This is a genomic window from Candidatus Sphingomonas colombiensis, from assembly GCA_029202845.1.
In the GTDB taxonomy this organism is placed as follows: Bacteria; Pseudomonadota; Alphaproteobacteria; order Sphingomonadales; family Sphingomonadaceae; genus Sphingomonas; species Sphingomonas colombiensis.
This window is the reverse complement of the sequence record CP119315.1, coordinates 208406-225418: the sequence shown is the minus strand read 5'-3', so window position 1 is coordinate 225418 and position 17013 is coordinate 208406. Positions and strand designations below refer to the sequence as shown.

Here is a 17013-nt window from a genome sequence, read left to right as displayed (position 1 = left end):
CGCGCGCGGCCGGGGTGACGAGGGCAGGGGCTTACTTCAGCTGACCGCCGCTTTCGGCCGCCGCCTTCAGGCTTTCGGCGACCTTGAAGCCGTGTTTCTCCAGCCCGGCGACGACTTTCTTCAGCCCTTCGGTCTGCGCCCAGAACATCGGGCCGCCGCGATAGACCGGCCAGCCATAGCCATAGATCCACACCACATCGATGTCGGATGCGCGCTGCGCCTTCTTCTCCTCGAGGATCAGCGCGCCTTCGTTGACCATCGTGTAGAGCGTGCGCTCGATGATCTCCTGATCGGTGATCTCGCGCTTCGGCAGGTTCGATTTCGCCCGGAATTCCTCGATGATCTCGGCGACGCGGGGCGAGGGGGTCGGGTTCCGCTTCTCGTCATAATCGTAGAAGCCGGCCTGCTTCTTCTGGCCCCAGCGACCTTCGGCGCAGAGCGCGTCGCGGATCGATTCGATCCGGTTCGGATCGCGATGCCAGCCGATATCGACGCCGGCGAGATCGGACATCTGGAACGGCCCCATCGGCATGCCGAAATCGGTGTGGACCTTATCGATTTGCTGCGGCGTCGCGCCTTCCATCAGCAGCTTGTTCGCTTCGAGCTGGCGCGGGGCCAGCATGCGATTGCCGATAAAGCCGTGGCAGACGCCGGCGACCACCGCGACCTTCCGGATCTTCTTCGACAGCGCCATGACGGTGGCGAGCACGTCCTTCGCGGTCTTGTCGCCGCGCACCACCTCAAGCAGCTTCATGACATTGGCGGGGGAGAAGAAATGCATCCCCACCACGTCCTGCGGCCGGCTGGTCGAGGCGGCGATCTCGTCGATGTTGAGATAGGAGGTGTTCGACGCGAGGATGGCGTTCGGCTTGGCAATCTTGTCGAGCTTGCCGAAGATGTCCTTCTTCACATCCATATTCTCATAGACCGCCTCGATGATGAGGTCGCAGTCCTTGAGGTCTTCGAGGTTGAGCGTGGGGGTGAGCAGGCCCATCGCCTTTTCCGGCGCGTCGGGCTTGATGCGGCCCTTGGCGGCGGATGCCTCGTAATTCTTCCGCATCACGCTGGTGCCGCGATCGAGCGCTTCCTGCTGCATCTCGACGATCGTGACGGGGATACCCGCCGACAGGAAATTCATGCTGATCCCGCCGCCCATCGTGCCGGCGCCGATCACGCCGACGCGCGCGATCGGGCGGAGCGGCGTCTTGGGATCGACATCGTCGATCTTGGCGGCCTGACGTTCGGCGAAGAAGATGTGGCGCTGCGCGGCGGACTGCACGCCCGTCATCAGCTTCATGAATTCATCGCGCTCGAACTTCATGCCTTCGTCGAACGGCAGTTCGGTCGCGGCGATGGCGCAGCGGATATTCGCTTCCGGCGCATCGAAGCCGCGGAACTTGCGCCCATTCGCCTTGCGGAATTCGGCGACCGCTTCCGCGTCGGCCTTGGCTTCCTTGTCGCGGATGCGCGTGATCGGGCGCCTGGCGGCGATTTCACGCGCGAAGGCGATCGCGTCGGCCTCAAGGCTGCCCTCATTCACCACGCGATCGATCAGGCCAAGCTCGGCGGCCTTCTTCGCGGGCACCGGGTCGCCGATCGCCAGCATCGGCAGCGCGGCCTTCATGCCGATCAGGCGCGGCAGGCGCTGCGTGCCGCCCGCGCCGGGGAGCAGGCCGAGCTTCACCTCCGGCGTGCCGATCATCGCGGACGGCACCGCGACGCGATAGTGGCAGGCGAGCGCGGTTTCGCAGCCGCCGCCCAGCGCCGTGCCATGGATCGCCGCCACGATCGGCGTGGGGGAGGCGTCCATCATGTCGATCACTTCATGCAGCGACGCGCCCATCGGCGGCTTGCCGAATTCGGTGATGTCGGCGCCCGCGAAGAACGTGCGGCCGTCGCAGCGCAGCACCATCGCCTTGATCGAGGCATCGGCGATGCCTTCCTTCACGCCAGCTTCCAGTCCGTCGCGGACGGCGGCGCCGAGCGCGTTCACCGGCGGTGAATCGGAGATGATGACGAGGATATCGCCGTGGCGTTCGGTGCGGACGGGGGAGGTCATGCAAATATACTCCAGTTGGTCGTTGCCCCGGCGGGGGGCGAATTAAGCGTGGTTGGCGCGGATCAGGTCAGCGCGGAATAGATCATCGTCTTCAGCTCGCGGCGGATCGGATAGATCATGGAAGGCGACAATTGCGTCATGAACACCATCGAGATCCGCTCGACCGGATCGATGAAGAACGCGGTGGAGAACATGCCGCCCCAATAATATTCGCCGACCGAGCCGGGCATCATCGATCGCGCCACGTCGATCGTCACCGCGAAACCAAGGCCGAAGCCGGTGCCGGCGTTCTGCGTTTCGCTGAACAGCGAATCCGACATGGCGGCGAGGTCCGCGTTGCCGGGCAAATGGTTCTTCGTCATCAACTCGATCGTCTTGCGGCCCAGGATGCGCGCGCCGTCCAGCTCGCCGCCGTTGAGGCACATCTGGCAGAAGCGGTTATAGTCGATCGCGCTCGACACCAGCCCGCCGCCGCCGGAGACGAAGGTGAAGGGCGTCGCCCACATGCTGTCGTCCGCGCGATCGAACATCTTGCGCCCTTTGCCGGGCTCGAGCGTGTAGCAATCGACCAGTCGGTCGATCTTGTCCGCCGGCACGGTGAAGAACGTGTCGTGCATCTTGAGCGGCTTGAAGATGCGTTCGGCGAAGAAGCGTTCGAGTGGCATCCCCGATACGCGCTTCACGACCAGCCCCAGCACATCGGTCGCAACCGAATAATTCCACCGCTTGCCGGGCGAGAACTCCAGCGGCAATTTGCCGAGTTCCGCGACGAACCCGTCCATATCATAGCCGCCGTGCCAGTTCTCCAGCTTCAGCGAGCGGTGCGCGGCGTCGATGTTTGAGCGGTTCTGGAACGAATAGGTGAAGCCGGCGGTGTGGCGCAGCAGATCCACCATCCGCATCGGCTCGTCGGTCGGCCTGGTGATGAACGGAACACCCGCGCCGCCGCCATTATAGACGCCGACTTTCTTCAGCTCGGGCAGGACGTGATGGACCGGCGTGTCGAGCGCGACCTTCGCTTCCTCCACCAGCATCATGAATGCGATCGAGGTGATCGGCTTGGTCATGGAGGCGATGCGGAACAGCGAGCTTTCGTCGATCGCCGTGGACGAGCCCTGACGCGCGGCGCCCTGCGACGAAAAATGGACGATCTCGCCATCGCGCGAAACGAGCAACTGGGCGTGCGGGAACTCGCCCGAATCGAGATAGCGCTCTTTCAGCAATCGATCGATCGCGGCCAGCCGGCCTGAGTCGAAGCCGTGTTTTTCTGGCTTGGCGATCTTCATGCCGTCTCCATACCTCTGTTTCAAATCGTCTTCATGCCCTATCGCTTGAGCGGCGCTGAAATCAATCCTAACCTCAGGGTGGGCAAACCCGTTTTTCTAGTGGGAGAGGATCACCGTGGAGAATCAATCGGCCGCCGTCACGACATGGCCGGCGGTGACGCTGGCCGAAGCAACGGCGATTCTTACCGCATCGGGCTCCCGTTTCGAAATGGAGATGGCGGAAATCGACGGCCGGCCGACGCGGGTATGGAAGAACGTGCCGCCGCACATGGCCGCGCTGGTCCGCCTCTCGCGCATTCATGGCGATCGGCTCGCAACGATCTACGAGAATGAGCGCGTCAGTTATGAGGCGCAGTTCCGCGCGATCGCGGCCCTCGCGGCGGATCTCCGCGCCCATGGCGTGGAGAAGGGGGATCGCGTGGCGATCGCGATGCGCAACCTGCCGGAATGGGTCGTCGGTTTCTTCGCGACCACGGTGATCGGCGCGATCGCGGTGCCGCTCAATGCGTGGTGGACGGGCGACGAGCTTGCTTATGGCCTGAGTGATTCGGGGGCGAAGCTGCTGATCGCGGATGACGAGCGCTGGACCCGCATCACGCCGCACCTCGACGAGCTTCCCGCGCTCGAGCGTGTGCTGGTGAGTCGCGCCGTTACGCCGTTGGCCAAGCCGGCGGAACGGCTTGAGGGCGTGATCGGTGCCCCCAACGGCTGGATGGCGCTGCCGGATCGCGATTTGCCCGAAACCGATCTGGTGCCCGACGACGATGTTTCGATTCTCTACACCAGCGGCACGACCGGCAATCCGAAGGGGGCGCTCGGCACCCATCGCAATTTCATGACGAATATCCTGTCGAGCGGTTTTTCGATGGCGCGGATATTCGTGCGGCGCGGCGAGCCATTGCCCGAGCCGACGCACAAAGTGGGTCTGACGGTGATCCCGCTATTCCACGCCACCGCGCTTTCCGCCGGGCTGATGAGCGCGATGGCGGCGGGCAATACCACGATCTACATGCGCAAATTCGAGGCGCTGCCGGCGATGGAGATCATCGAGCGCGAGCGCGTCAATTCCACCGGCGGCGTGCCGACGATCGCCTGGCAATTGCTGGAGCATCCCGAACGCCACCGCTTCGACCTCTCCAGCCTGGAGATGATGGCCTATGGCGGCGCGCCGTCCGCGCCGGAACTCGTGCGCAAGATCGCGGTCGATCTGAAAGCGTTTCCGGCCAACGGCTGGGGAATGACCGAGACGACCGCCACCGTCACCACCCATGGCGCGGAGGATTATCTCAACCGGCCGGAGAGCGCGGGGCCGCCGGTCGCGGTTGCTGACCTGCGGATCATGGATGCGGATGGGCAGCGCGAATTGCCGGTTGGCGAGATCGGCGAACTATGGGCGCGCGGACCGATGGTGGTGAAGGGATATTGGAACAAGCCGGAGGCGACCGCAGCGACCTTCGTCGATGGCTGGGTGCGCACGGGCGATCTCGCGCGGCTTGATGAGGAGGGCTTCTGCTTCATCGTGGATCGCGCCAAGGACATGCTGATCCGCGGCGGCGAGAATATCTATTCGAGCGAGGTGGAGAACGTCCTCTACGATCACCCGGCGGTGACCGACTGCGCGGTGATCGGCGTGCCGCATCGCACGCTGGGCGAGGAGCCGGCGGCGGTGGTGCATCTCGCGCCGGGCACGACGGTGGCCGAGGCGGAGCTTCAGGCGTGGGTGCGCGGGCGGCTCGCGGCGTTCAAGGTGCCGGTGGCGATCCGCTTCACCACCGAGACGCTGCCGCGCAACGCCAATGGCAAGATCATGAAGCGCGATCTGAAGGCGCTGTTCGAGGATCGCGCCGCAGCCTGATCCCCAAGCCGCCGCGGCCCCGCGCTTTTCTGCCCGGTGTTTCGGAACTGTTCCAATGCCGGAACATTACGACCGGGGAGTAGCGGCGTGATGGATCGGAGAGTGACGCTTGGACCGCATGAGGGATTTCCTGCGCGGGCGTCGCCGCGATGAATTGACGATCGAGGAAAAGGCGGCGCTCGAAGCGGCGATCGGGGACGTGGTGGTCGTGCCGCCACGGCGAATCATCGCGCGGCGGGCCGATCGGCTGCACAACAGCACCCTGCTGATCGATGGCTATATCTGTCGCTACATGGATGCGCGGGATGGGTATCGGCAGCTCGTATCCTATCAGATCCCGGGCGATTTCGTCGATCTGCACGGCTATCCGACACGCCATATCGATCATGATATCGCCACGATCACAGAGGCGCGCATCGCGCTGGTGCCACACGATCGGCTCGATGTGATCATGGCGACGATGCCGCATCTGGCGAAATTGCTGTGGTTCAGCACGCTGCTTGATGCGGCGCTGCATCGTGAATGGATTTTCCGCATCGGTCGGCTCGAAGCGGTCGGCAGGGTGGCGCATTTTCTGTGCGAGACGAATCTGCGCATGGGGGCGGTGGGGCGAGCGGTCGACGGACGCTTCGCCTTGCCGCTCACCCAGCAGGATCTGGGCGAAGCGTGCGGGCTCACCAGCGTCCACGTCAACCGCACGCTCCGGCGATTGCGGGAGGAGGGGGTGGCCGAGGTAACGCGTGGTTACGCCCATATCCGGGATTTCGCCCGGCTGGCGCGAATCGGGGAGTTCGATCCCGATTATCTGTATCTCGATGATGGGCCGTGGCGTGGAATCTGAGTGGTTGGCGTTCTAGCGCGGCGCTGGCGGTGTTCCCGGTTCGTTGCTAGGATCGCGTGATGGCAGATCGGCCCGCGCACCCTGGCGACTTGACGCCGCCTCCGCCATCCTCGCCGTCGTCCCCGCCGGCCGAAGGGGCCTTCGGCTTGCCGCTTACCGCGAACGGGATCGAGGACGCGCGGATCGCGCTGCGGCGGGATCGGTTGCTTGCGGCGCTGACTCTGCTCGCAGGCCTTGGCGTCATGCTCGGCACGCCTTTCGCGCTAAAGGCGGGGGCGGAGTTTTTCCTTCCCACCACCGTGGCGCTCGTCGTCGGCATCGCGCTGATTCCGCTGCTCGAATGGCTGGAGCGGCGGCGCATCCCATCGGCGCTCGCTGCGCTGATCTGTGTGCTGCTGTTCCTGCTCGCCGCGAACGTGGTGGTGGCGGCGATCGTGTTTCCCGCGATCGACTTCTTCCGGTTGCTGCCAAAGCGAATCGGGCGGATTCAGGAAAATCTCGCGCCGTTGCTCGATCTTTATTCGAACCTGGAGCGCTATGCGAACCGCACGCTGCACCAGATTGCCGCAACCCCGGTTCGTCCGTCTCCCACCGCGGCCGTGGCGCCGCCCAGCTCGATTCTGGAACTCGCCGCGACCTCCGCCCCGGCGGCCATCGTCCAGCTTTTCTATGCGGTGCTGGTCACGTTCTTCTTCCTATCGGGCTGGACGCGGATTCGCGAACGCACGATCACCAGCCGCACCAGTTTCGGCGGCGCGATGGCTACCGCGCGGGTGATTCAGGACGTGGTGGACCATGTATCGTCTTATCTGGGCACGATCACCGTCATCAATGTCGCGCTGGGGCTGATCGTCGCGGGCGCGCTGCATCTGCTGGGAATGCCGTTCCCGCTGATGTGGGGCGGGATCGTCGCGCTGCTTAACTACATCCCTTATTTCGGGCCGGTCGTGGCGGCGCTGCTGATCGCGATCGGCGCGCTGATGACCTTTGGCGACGTATGGACGGCGCTGGCCGCGCCGGGGATCATGTATGCCTGCCATCTGATCGAGGCGAACGTGCTGACCCCGCTGATCGTCGGGCATCGCCTGACCGTCAGCCCTATTCTGATTCTCATCTCGATCAGCTTCTGGGGATGGATCTGGGGCACGCCGGGCGCGCTGCTGGCGGTGCCGCTGCTGGTGATCCTCCAGACGGTGCTCGGCGCGGCGGGCAAGCCGGACATCGCCGGTTTCCTGTTCGAGCATGGCACATTGGTGCGCCAGGAACGCCGCCGTTCAAGAAGATTTGAAAAAGGTTCGCCAACCCCTGTTGACAGCCCCGGCGCCCCCGCCTAGTTGGCGCGCCTCACGCTTTCCAAGCGGGTGTAGCTCAGTTGGTTAGAGCGCCGGCCTGTCACGCCGGAGGTCGCGGGTTCGAGCCCCGTCACTCGCGCCACCCCCTCTTTCGGGGGAAGGCGTAAACTCAGAAAATCGCAACAGGATTCGCCGGAGCGGGATCGTCTGCCGGGCCATTTGGCGCGGGCTGATCGATGTCCGGGCCGGGCGGATCGATTTCCGGCGGCGGCGTTTCGGGCGTGCCGGGCTGGCTCGGTTGCGGCACATCCGGCGGCGGTGGTGTGGCCATTGATGATCCTTTCCCACGGTAAACGCGTATGGCGCGCGCGGTTTCCGCGTGCGACTTGCCGAAGTGATCCGGGCGGTATAGAGGCGCGCACTTCGGCAGGTGTCCCATGCGGGCGTGGCGGAACTGGTAGACGCAGCAGGTTTAGGTCCTGCCATCGCAAGATGTGGGGGTTCGAGTCCCTTCGCCCGCACCAGTCACCCGCCTTTGCGGGGCGGCACCTCCCACCTGGATTTTTCCTTTACGAAGGCTGACGATGCAGACTGTCGAGACGTTGAACGAAGGCCTGAAGCGCGGCTACACGCTGACCATCACCGCCAAGGACATCGAGAAAAAGGTCGATGCCGAACTGAAGCGCGTTGCGCCGCAGATTCGCATGCCCGGCTTCCGCCCCGGCAAGGTGCCCGCCAATCTGGTTCGCAAGATGCACGGCCCGTCGCTGTTGCAGGACGCGCTCAACACCTCCATCCAGGAAGGCGTGCAGAACCTGCTCGCCGAAAAGCAGCTTCGCCCGGCGATGCAGCCGTCGGTGGAACTCGGCGAAGGCTATGAGCCCGGCAAGGATGCCGAGATCAAGGTCGCGCTCGAAGTGCTGCCGCAGGTGCCGACCCCGGCGATTGACGCGCTGAAGCTGGACCGCCTGACCGTGCCGGTTTCGGACGAAGCGCTGGACGAGCAGCTCCAGAAGTTCGCCGACCAGATGAAGCGCTGGGAAGACGCCAAGGCGACGCACAAGGCGAAGATCGGCGATCAGGTGACCGTCGATTTCGTCGGCAAGACGCTGGACGGCGTTGCCTTCGAGGGCGGCACCGGCACCGACATGGCGATCGAGCTTGGCGAAGGCCGCTTGATCCCGGGTTTCGAGGATCAGGTCGTCGGCGTGAAGAACGGCGAAGAGCGCCAGATCAAGGTCACTTTCCCGGAAGATTATCCGGCGAAGGAACTTGCCGGTAAGGACGCGACGTTCGATCTCACCGTCAAGTCGGTGAAGACCGCAGCCGAGAGCAAGATCGACGAGGATCTGGCGAAGAACCTCGGCCTCGAGAGCCTTGAGCAGCTCAAGGGCCTGCTCAAGGGCCAGATCGAGCAGGAGCATAACGGGCTCACGCGCACCTATATGAAGCGCAAGCTGCTCGATCAGCTCGCCGCGGGGCATGATTTCGAAGTGCCGCCGTCGATGGTTGAGGCCGAGTTCGCCCAGATCTGGCAGCAGCTCGAGCATGAAGCGACCCATGAGGCCGACCCGAAGGCGGCGATGGAAGAGCTGGAGAGCGATCGCGACGATTACCGCAAGATCGCGGAGCGCCGCGTGCGCCTCGGCCTGCTCCTGTCCGAAATCGGCCAGGCGAACGGCGTCGAAGTGACGCAGCAGGAAATGAACCGCCTGATCGGCCAGGCCGCGCAGCAATATCGCGGTGAGGATCAGCAGCGCTTCATCCAGTACATCCAGCAGGAGCCGATGGCTGCTGCCCAGCTGCGTGCGCCGCTGTATGAGGACAAGGTCGTCGACTTCCTGTTCGACAAGGCCGAGATCACCGACAGCGAAACCACCCGTGAGGAGCTGGAAGCCGCGATCGAGAGCGACGACGGTTTCTCTACCGGCACGCACAGCCACGATCACGACAACCACAAGCCGCGCGCCAAGAAGGCCGCAGCGAAAAAGGCTGACGTGAGCGAGGACGCGGCCGAGGCGAAGCCGGCGAAGAAGGCTCCTGCCAAGAAGGCAGCCGCCACGGACGAGGCTCCGACGGAAGAGGCTGAGAAGCCTGCCGCCAAGAAGGCGCCGGCGAAGAAGGCCGCTGCCAAGGACGAGGCTCCGGCCGCCGACGAGGCTGCCAAGCCCGCCAAGAAGGCGCCGGCGAAGAAGGCCGCTCCCAAGGCCTGATTTCGGGCCGAATGTGAGCATCAACGGGCGGGGGCGTCGTGGGACGGCCCCGCCCGATTGCTGTCAGGCGAAGATTTCCGTCAGCGCACGGTCGCCAAGATTTCCCTGTGCCGCGGTGATACTGCGGACCAGCATGATGGCGACGACCGCCAGCGCGATGCCAATGGCGGCGCTGGCCAGAATGAGGGCGGGAAGCTGCACGCGCCGGGCGAGATTGGCCGCGAAGCCGCTGATCAGCCACAATGCCCACCATGTCGCGAGCAACGGCTGATTGCGATCATAGGGCCAGTCACCGTGGCTCGCGTTCCACAGTTCGCGCATGCCGTGGAGCGGTTTGACCAGATTGGCGAACGGAACGAAGAACCACCAGATGCGCGCGGCGGGCGTGAATTCCAGCGAGTCCAGCCCCGCATCGACCAGATTTTTGCCCGCGCGATGAATCCATATCGCGAAGACTATCATCGTGGCGATCGTAAAGATCAGCGCACCGGCATACATCGTGCTGGCGATCGGCCCGATCTGTGTCGTGTAGAAAGTCGGTGCGAACCAGGCGCACATCACAACGACCGGCGTTACCAACGCATTTATCGCGACCATTACGATTACCGCGGCCGCCAGACCGCCGAGATTGCGCATCCCCATCCTAATTCCCCCCCTGTTTGCGCTGAAGTTATCGACGGGCGCGCCGCCGCGTCAATGCGTGGCGCATCGCGACAAAAGGGGCTCGAAGGTTCGCGCGATCCTGTTATTGGGGAAGCGATGAAACCAACGATCGCCGTGCTGCTGCCATGCTATAACGAGGAAGCGGCGATCGCGCAGACGATTGCCGGTTTTCGTGAGGCGCTCCCGACGGCGGTAATCTACGTTTACGACAATAATTCGAGCGATCGCACGATCGAGGTGGCGCGTGCCGCCGGGGCGATCGTCCGGTCCGAGCGCATTCAGGGCAAGGGCGCGGTGGTGCGGCGGATGTTCGCCGACGTGGATGCCGACATCTATGTGATGGCCGATGGCGACGCGACGTATGACGCGGCCTCCGCCCCGGCGCTGGTGGCGCGCGTGCTCGACGAGCAGCTCGACATGGTGGTTGGCAGCCGTGTTGGTGAGGCGACCGAGGCCTATCGGCGCGGGCACCGTTTCGGCAATGCGTTGCTGACGGGGATGCTTACGCGGCTGTTCGGGCGCAGCTTCACCGACATCCTCTCCGGCTACCGCGTTTTCTCGCGTCGATTCGCCAAGAGTTTCCCGGTGCTGTCGGCGGGTTTCGAGATCGAGACCGAGATCAGCGTCCACGCGCTCGAACTCAAGATGCCGGTGGCCGAGATCGAGACGCCTTATTACGCGCGGCCGGAAGGCTCGACCTCCAAGCTTTCCACCTATCGCGACGGCTGGCGCATTCTCCGCACGATCATCACGCTCTATCGTATCGAGCGGCCCTTGTGGTTCTTCGGTGCGCTCGGTGCCTTGCTGCTGCTGCTGGCGCTGATCCTCGCAGCGCCGCTGGTGGCTACTTATGCACAGACCGGGCTGGTGCCGCGCTTCCCGACCGCGATCCTCGTCACGGGCCTGACGATTCTCGCCGCGCTGAACGGATTCGCCGGGCTGATCCTCGATACCGTGGTGCACGGACGGCGCGAGGTTCGGCGGCTCGCCTATCTCGCGCATCGTGCCCCGTCGCGCGGGGCTTGAACAAGCCCGGCTGAGCGCCGATGTTGGCGATCCATCCTGCAAAGAGAGTCTTCCATGCACAATCCGTTCGACACTGGCGATTTCGCGGGCAAGCTGGCCAGCGCGGGCCTTGGCCTGCAGCAGACCCAGGCGGGCCTCGTTCCGATCGTCATCGAGCAGTCGAACCGCGGCGAGCGCTCGTTCGACATCTTCTCGCGCCTGCTGCGTGAGCGAATCGTCTTCGTCACCGGCGGGGTCGAGGATGGCATGGCGAGCCTGATCACCGCGCAGCTGCTGTTCCTAGAATCGGAAAATCCGAAGAAGGACATCTTCATGTACATCAACTCGCCGGGCGGTGTCGTCACGGCGGGCATGGCGATCCATGATACGATGCAATACATCCGCCCGCGCGTCGGCACGGTGTGCATCGGTCAGGCGGCGTCGATGGGTTCGTTCCTGCTCGCCGCCGGTGAGCCGGGGATGCGCGTGGCGCTGACCAATGCGCGAATCATGATCCACCAGCCGTCAGGCGGGGCGCAGGGCATGGCCGCGGATATCGAGATTCAGGCGCGCGAGATTCTGCGCATGCGCCACTTCCTCAACTCGCTGTACGCCAAATATACCGGCAAGCCGCTGGACGAGATCGAGCGGTCGATGGATCGCGACAAGTTCATGTCGGCGGACGAGGCGAAGGAATTCGGCCTGATCGACGAGGTGTTCGACAAACGCCCGGCGCCAGCCGATGATATTGCGGCAGCGGCCTGAATGCCATCGTGGCTGACGACGCACGTTAGTCACATTCAGGCATTGCCGTTTCGTGACGGGCCGGGTTACCATGCCCGGCCCGAAAGTCGCCCCCCGCGCGGGGGCGCGAAAGGATCGATTGAATGACGAAGCTCTCCGGCGGCGACTCCAAGAGCACCCTCTACTGCTCGTTCTGCGGTAAATCGCAGCATGAGGTCCGCAAGCTCATCGCCGGCCCGACGGTCTTCATCTGTGACGAATGCGTCGAGCTGTGCAACGACATCATCCGCGAGGAAACGAAGTCCGCGCTCGTTTCCAAGAAGGATGGGGGCGTGCCGACGCCGCAGGAAATCTGCGACGTGCTGGACGATTATGTGATCGGCCAGAAACAGGCGAAGCGTGTCCTGTCGGTCGCGGTGCACAATCACTACAAGCGGCTCAACCACGGCGCCAAGGGTGCCGACGTAGAACTCGCCAAATCGAACATCCTGCTCGTCGGCCCCACCGGCTGCGGCAAGACGCTGCTGGCGCAGACGCTGGCGCGTATCCTCGACGTGCCGTTCACCATGGCCGACGCGACGACGTTGACCGAGGCTGGCTATGTCGGCGAGGATGTCGAGAACATCATCCTGAAGCTGCTCCAGGCATCCGACTATAACGTCGAGCGGGCGCAGCGCGGCATCGTCTATATCGACGAGATCGACAAGATCAGCCGCAAGGCCGAAAATCCCTCGATCACCCGCGACGTTTCGGGTGAGGGCGTGCAGCAGGCGCTGCTCAAGCTGATGGAGGGCACCACCGCCTCGGTGCCCCCGCAGGGCGGCCGCAAGCATCCGCAGCAGGAATTCCTGCAGGTCGACACGACGAACATCCTGTTCATCTGCGGCGGCGCCTTCTCGGGTCTTGAGAAGATCATCGGTGACCGCCTTCAGGGCAAGTCGATCGGCTTCGGCGCCTATGTCGCCGCGCCGGAGGAAAAGCGCACCGGCGAGATGCTGCGCCAGACCGAGCCGGAAGATCTGCTCAAGTTCGGCCTGATCCCAGAGTTCGTCGGTCGTCTGCCGGTCGTCGCGACGCTGGAAGATCTCGATGTGCCGGCGCTGGTGAAGATTCTGACCGAGCCGAAGAACGCGCTGGTCAAACAATATCAGAAGCTGTTCGAGCTCAGCGATGAGGACGTGAAGCTGAGCTTCACCGACGAGGCGCTGGTCGCGGTCGCCAAGAAGGCGATCGAACGCAAGACCGGCGCGCGCGGGCTGCGCTCGATCCTCGAAAGCATATTGCTCGATACGATGTTCGATCTGCCCGGCATGCAGGGCGTCGACGAAATAATGATCGACAAGGACGTGGTGGAGGGCCGCAAGGAGCCGATTCGCGTCTATGCCGAGAAGAAGAAGGCCGGCGACGCCGCCTGATCGCGGCGATCGACAGAAAACCTGATGAAGCGCGCGTCCTGAAAGGGGCGCCCGTTTTCTTTTGGGATGCGCGTGCCGCCGCGATCGCGCCGGGCGATATGCTTTTTTACGTGGCACGCTGGAAAGACGAGCGAATTACGCGCATTTTCGTCCGTATCGACACGGGAGGATTATGAGCGCAACCGAACAGACGCCGCCGGCCACCACCACGCACGGCCCACAGCGGATCAGCCGAATCGGCTTGCCATGGTGGTCCATCGCTTTTCCGTTGCTCGCGATGGTCGCGGTGCCGGTGGGGCTGGCCAAGCTGGGTACGCTGGGCACGATCGCCGCCGCCGTGATCCTGATCGGTAGCGTGCTGGCGGCGGTGCATCACGCCGAAGTTGTCGCGCACAAGGTGGGCGAGCCATTCGGGACGTTGGTGCTCGCCGTCGCGGTGACGGTGATCGAGGTGTCGCTGATCGTCAGCCTGATGCTCTCCGGCGCGGGTGATGCCTCCACGCTGGCGCGCGATACGGTGTTCGCCGCGATCATGATCATCCTCAACGGCATCGTCGGCATCTGTCTGCTCGCGGGAGGGGTGGAGTTTCGCGAGCAGAGCTTCACGCTGAGCGGGGTATCGGCGGCGCTCAACGTGCTGGTGGCGATGGCGGTGCTGACGCTCGTGCTGCCCAATTATGTCGAGAGCGCGCCGGGCCCGGTCTATGCGCCATCGCAACTCGTGTTCGTCGCGATCGTCTCGTTGATCCTCTACGGCACGTTCGTGCTGGTGCAGACGGTGCGCCATCGCAGTTATTTCCTGCCCGAAGGCGAGGGGCATGGTGAAGAAGACCATGCCGACGCGCCGTCGGCGCAAACGGCGTGGATCGCGTTGGGCGTATTGCTCGTCGCGCTGGTCGGCGTAGTGCTGCTCGCAAAGGGACTGGCTGCGACAGTCGAGAAGGCGGTGCTCGACGCGGGATTGCCGCTGGCCGTGGTCGGCGTGGTGATCGCGGCGCTGGTGCTGGCGCCGGAAGGCGTCGCCGCGTTCCGCGCGGCGCGGCGCGATCGGCTTCAGACGAGCCTCAATCTCGCGCTGGGATCGGCGCTGGCGTCGATCGGGCTGACCATTCCCACCGTTGCCGTCGTTTCGCTGCTGCTGGGCTTGCCGCTGACATTGGGCATCGGGGCGAAAAGCCTGACGCTGCTGTTCCTGTCTTTGATCTCGATCACGCTTTCGCTCGGCACCGGGCGCACGACGATCCTGGGCGGGGTGGTGCATCTGGTGATCTTCGCGGTCTATCTGTTCGTCACGGTGGTTCCGTGACGATGCGGGTCGCCGGCAACGCGGATCGCGATGCGATCGCGGCGATGCTGGCACGCGCGTTTGCCGAGGATCCGGCGACATCGTGGATATTGCCCGATCCCGCCGACCGCGCGCGTCGCCTGCCGCGCCTGTTCCGCCTGTTGTTCGACGGCGACGCCGGCGGGATGCGGCTGGTGACGCCGGGCGGCGAGGCGGCGACCTTGTGGCGCGGGCCGGGCGATGCCGACCTCTCGACATGGGAGATCGTGCGGAATGCGCCCGCGCTGCTTCATGCGCTCGGCATCGGCGGCGCGCGGCGGGCGCTGACCCTCTCGGACGCGATCACCGCGCATCACCCGACCGGCGATTATTGGTATCTGCACATCGCCGGATGCGACACGGTGGCGCAGGGCAAAGGGCTGGGCGGCATGGCGGTGCGCGCCGGGCTGGAGCGCGGGGCGGGGCGCTTGCCGGTCTATCTCGAAACCGCGACAGAGCGGAATCTTGGCTTCTATCGCGCGCTTGGCTTCGAGATCACGGCCGAATGGCATGTGCCGAAAGGCGGCCCGCGCTTCTGGTCGATGCTGCGCCCGGCGGGGTGAGGAATCGCTTATTTCGGCTGAGCCTGGCGATCGCGCCACGCCTGATATTGCTCCACCGCGATCGAGCGCCGCAGCACTCTTGCCATCGGATCGATCACGACACGCGCGCCGGACGGCACCGTAAGCGTCGCTTTGCCGTCCGGCAGATCGACGCGCTGCACAACGCCATCGACCGATAACTCGATCGGCATCGGGAACGGTCCGCCAGCCTGCCATTCCAGCGTCAACGCGTCGCCATCACGCGTCTCGATCAATTCGGGCAGCGCGGCGCGGCGGAGATAAGCGTCGAAGAACCACCCGAGATCGCGCCCGCTCGACACCTTCACCGCGCGCTCGAAATCGGCGGTCGAGCCATAACGTGGGGCGAAATTGCCCGGCTTCGGATCGGGCCGGCCATAGACCAGCCGCCGCGTCGCATCGAAGAAAGCGGTGTCGCCGATCAGCCAGCGCAGGGTGTGGAGCGTCCAGGCGCCCTTGTAATAGATATCGGTCGCGGGGCCGCCCTTCGACGGTTCATAGACCTCCTCTTCGGTGCGCAACTGGCCGGAGACAACGGGCGCGCGATTGGTGATCTCATTGCGCTGTTGATCGAGCATAACGATGTAGCGTGCTTCGCCCTCGCGCCAGCGGCCGTAGAGCGGCTGCATGTAGCTCGCGAAGCCTTCGTGCAGCCAATAATCGTCCCAATTCGCGACCGTCATCTGGTTGCCGAACCATTCGTGGGCGAATTCATGGTGGAACAGCCAGTCGAACCCCTCGGGCGCCTTGGCATAGCCGTTGCCGTAGGCGTTGATCGTTTGGTGTTCCATGCCCTTGTGCGGCGTTTCGACCACGCCGACCTTCTCGTCGCCCCACGGATAGGGGCCGATCATGCTTTCGAAGAAATCAAGCGCCGGCGCGAATTCCGCGAACAAGGCGCGGGCCTGCGCCTCCTCGCCGGGCAGATACCAATAATGCATCGCGATCGTGTTGCCGAAGCGGCTGTGGTAGCTCCCCGAAATCTCCTCATAGGGCGCGATATTGAGGGCGATGGCATAAGTGTTAGGTTGGCGCGCGCGCCAGTTCCAACGGGTGCGGCCGTCGGGCAGCGTGTCGACGCCGAGCAGCACGCCGTTGGCGGGCGCCTTCAATCCCTTGGGCACGGTGATGTGCAGATCGACCAGCGCCGGCTCGCCGGTCGGGAAATCGAGGCAGGGCCAGAGCAGATCGCAACCATAACCTTCATCGGTGGAGGCGATCCACGGCTTCTTGTCCGGCGTCTGCGCCCAGACCATTCCGTCGTCCCATGGCGCGTTGACCGCGACGTGCGGCGTGCCGCCATAAGTGATCGCCACCCGCACCTTGCCCCCGGTCGCGACGCTCTGGGGCAGGGTGATGGTCAGCCGCCCCTCAGGGTTGCGCCACGCGCCTTTCGGCAACGGCGCGTCATCCACTACGATCGCCGATATGGCGAAATTGCGATCGAGATCGAGCACCACCCGATCGAGCGGGGCGCGTGCCGTAAAGGTGAGCATGGCGATGCCGCTCAACGCGTGTTTTTCGGGATAGACCTCGAGCGACAGATCGGCGTGATCGAAGGCCAGCTTCGCCTGCTCTGCGTCGACCGCGCCACCCGAACGTTGCGTCTGGGCGGTGAGGGGAGGCATCCCCTTTGCCGGCAATGTCGCGGCGGCGGCGAGCGCGAGGAGGATCGTCATAAAGTCTGGATGACCAAACCATGATTGATGCATCGGGTTGCATCACCATATATGGT

General features: G+C 64.4%; 14 protein-coding genes and 2 tRNA genes. 11 read left to right on the top strand and 5 right to left on the bottom strand.

Annotated features, from left to right (window positions below; genetic code table 11):
• Nucleotides 1-31 precede the first annotated feature (31 nt).
• Together P0Y64_01070 and P0Y64_01065 are read right to left on the bottom strand one after the other, a co-directional pair.
• Entirely contained in the window at nt 32-2059 is a 2028-nt protein-coding gene (locus P0Y64_01070) for a 3-hydroxyacyl-CoA dehydrogenase NAD-binding domain-containing protein (GenBank protein WEK43462.1), read from the bottom strand.
• Between the two features lie 62 nt (nt 2060-2121).
• Nucleotides 2122-3345, bottom strand: coding sequence for a serine hydrolase (locus tag P0Y64_01065; GenBank protein WEK43461.1), 1224 nt, complete (start codon nt 3343-3345; stop codon nt 2122-2124).
• A gap of 115 nt (nt 3346-3460) precedes the next feature.
• Here P0Y64_01065 and P0Y64_01060 point away from each other — a divergent pair, with 115 nt between their 5' ends.
• From P0Y64_01060 to P0Y64_01045, 4 genes are all read left to right on the top strand, one after another.
• The gene (locus tag P0Y64_01060; protein WEK43460.1) at nt 3461-5200 is read left to right on the top strand and encodes an AMP-binding protein; all 1740 of its coding nucleotides are present in this window, start codon (nt 3461-3463) and stop codon (nt 5198-5200) included.
• 118 nt (nt 5201-5318) lie between these two features.
• On the top strand, nt 5319-6041 hold the full coding sequence (locus tag P0Y64_01055; protein WEK44930.1) for a Crp/Fnr family transcriptional regulator: 723 nt from the start codon (nt 5319-5321) through the stop codon (nt 6039-6041).
• A 59-nt stretch (nt 6042-6100) separates the two neighbouring features.
• Nucleotides 6101-7375 (top strand): AI-2E family transporter, encoded by a 1275-nt coding sequence (locus P0Y64_01050; protein ID WEK43459.1) that lies wholly within the window; start codon nt 6101-6103, stop codon nt 7373-7375.
• A gap of 23 nt (nt 7376-7398) precedes the next feature.
• Nucleotides 7399-7475 (top strand) — tRNA-Asp (locus P0Y64_01045).
• A gap of 27 nt (nt 7476-7502) precedes the next feature.
• Here P0Y64_01045 and P0Y64_01040 read toward each other — a convergent pair.
• Nucleotides 7503-7664 carry a hypothetical protein gene (locus P0Y64_01040; protein ID WEK43458.1) on the bottom strand — a complete coding sequence of 54 codons (162 nt, stop codon included), beginning with the start codon at nt 7662-7664 and terminating at the stop codon, nt 7503-7505.
• A gap of 108 nt (nt 7665-7772) precedes the next feature.
• On the opposite strand from P0Y64_01040, the gene P0Y64_01035 reads away from it, so the two are divergent.
• Together P0Y64_01035 and tig are read left to right on the top strand one after the other, a co-directional pair.
• Nucleotides 7773-7857: transfer RNA gene (locus P0Y64_01035), tRNA-Leu, on the top strand.
• A gap of 60 nt (nt 7858-7917) precedes the next feature.
• A complete protein-coding gene (gene tig, locus P0Y64_01030) occupies nt 7918-9546 on the top strand; it encodes a trigger factor (GenBank protein WEK43457.1) in 1629 nt (542 codons plus the stop codon).
• A 63-nt stretch (nt 9547-9609) separates the two neighbouring features.
• Here the strand turns inward: tig and P0Y64_01025 are convergent, their stop codons facing one another.
• Nucleotides 9610-10188, bottom strand: a complete 579-nt coding sequence (locus tag P0Y64_01025; protein ID WEK43456.1) for a DUF4328 domain-containing protein — start codon at nt 10186-10188, stop codon at nt 9610-9612.
• A gap of 117 nt (nt 10189-10305) precedes the next feature.
• Here P0Y64_01025 and P0Y64_01020 point away from each other — a divergent pair, with 117 nt between their 5' ends.
• The 5 genes from P0Y64_01020 (at nt 10306) to P0Y64_01000 (ending at nt 15260) form a co-directional block, all read left to right on the top strand.
• The gene (locus P0Y64_01020; GenBank protein WEK43455.1) at nt 10306-11235 is read left to right on the top strand and encodes a glycosyltransferase family 2 protein; all 930 of its coding nucleotides are present in this window, start codon (nt 10306-10308) and stop codon (nt 11233-11235) included.
• A 54-nt stretch (nt 11236-11289) separates the two neighbouring features.
• A complete protein-coding gene (locus P0Y64_01015; GenBank protein WEK43454.1) occupies nt 11290-11979 on the top strand; it encodes an ATP-dependent Clp protease proteolytic subunit in 690 nt (229 codons plus the stop codon).
• A 122-nt stretch (nt 11980-12101) separates the two neighbouring features.
• A complete protein-coding gene (clpX, locus tag P0Y64_01010; protein WEK43453.1) occupies nt 12102-13373 on the top strand; it encodes an ATP-dependent Clp protease ATP-binding subunit ClpX in 1272 nt (423 codons plus the stop codon).
• 172 nt (nt 13374-13545) lie between these two features.
• Nucleotides 13546-14679, top strand: a complete 1134-nt coding sequence (locus tag P0Y64_01005; protein ID WEK43452.1) for an ionic transporter y4hA — start codon at nt 13546-13548, stop codon at nt 14677-14679.
• A gap of 2 nt (nt 14680-14681) precedes the next feature.
• Complete coding sequence (locus P0Y64_01000) at nt 14682-15260, top strand: GNAT family N-acetyltransferase (protein WEK44929.1); 579 nt, start codon at nt 14682-14684, stop codon at nt 15258-15260.
• A gap of 8 nt (nt 15261-15268) precedes the next feature.
• Here P0Y64_01000 and P0Y64_00995 read toward each other — a convergent pair whose 3' ends face one another.
• The gene (locus P0Y64_00995) at nt 15269-16957 is read right to left on the bottom strand and encodes a M1 family metallopeptidase (protein ID WEK43451.1); all 1689 of its coding nucleotides are present in this window, start codon (nt 16955-16957) and stop codon (nt 15269-15271) included.
• Nucleotides 16958-17013: the final 56 nt, after the last annotated feature.

What these genes read in the sequence shown, in the direction of transcription:
- P0Y64_01070 (WEK43462.1), bottom strand. Translation starts at nt 2,059, where the DNA reads ATGACCTCCCCCGTCCGCACCGAACGCCACGGCGATATCCTCGTCATC.
- P0Y64_01065 (WEK43461.1), bottom strand. Translation starts at nt 3,345, where the DNA reads ATGAAGATCGCCAAGCCAGAAAAACACGGCTTCGACTCAGGCCGGCTG.
- P0Y64_01055 (WEK44930.1), top strand. Translation starts at nt 5,319, where the DNA reads ATGAGGGATTTCCTGCGCGGGCGTCGCCGCGATGAATTGACGATCGAG.
- P0Y64_01050 (WEK43459.1), top strand. Translation starts at nt 6,101, where the DNA reads ATGGCAGATCGGCCCGCGCACCCTGGCGACTTGACGCCGCCTCCGCCA.
- P0Y64_01040 (WEK43458.1), bottom strand. Translation starts at nt 7,664, where the DNA reads ATGGCCACACCACCGCCGCCGGATGTGCCGCAACCGAGCCAGCCCGGC.
- tig (WEK43457.1), top strand. Translation starts at nt 7,918, where the DNA reads ATGCAGACTGTCGAGACGTTGAACGAAGGCCTGAAGCGCGGCTACACG.
- P0Y64_01025 (WEK43456.1), bottom strand. Translation starts at nt 10,188, where the DNA reads ATGGGGATGCGCAATCTCGGCGGTCTGGCGGCCGCGGTAATCGTAATG.
- P0Y64_01020 (WEK43455.1), top strand. Translation starts at nt 10,306, where the DNA reads ATGAAACCAACGATCGCCGTGCTGCTGCCATGCTATAACGAGGAAGCG.
- P0Y64_01015 (WEK43454.1), top strand. Translation starts at nt 11,290, where the DNA reads ATGCACAATCCGTTCGACACTGGCGATTTCGCGGGCAAGCTGGCCAGC.
- clpX (WEK43453.1), top strand. Translation starts at nt 12,102, where the DNA reads ATGACGAAGCTCTCCGGCGGCGACTCCAAGAGCACCCTCTACTGCTCG.
- P0Y64_01005 (WEK43452.1), top strand. Translation starts at nt 13,546, where the DNA reads ATGAGCGCAACCGAACAGACGCCGCCGGCCACCACCACGCACGGCCCA.
- P0Y64_01000 (WEK44929.1), top strand. Translation starts at nt 14,682, where the DNA reads ATGCGGGTCGCCGGCAACGCGGATCGCGATGCGATCGCGGCGATGCTG.
- P0Y64_00995 (WEK43451.1), bottom strand. Translation starts at nt 16,957, where the DNA reads ATGACGATCCTCCTCGCGCTCGCCGCCGCCGCGACATTGCCGGCAAAG.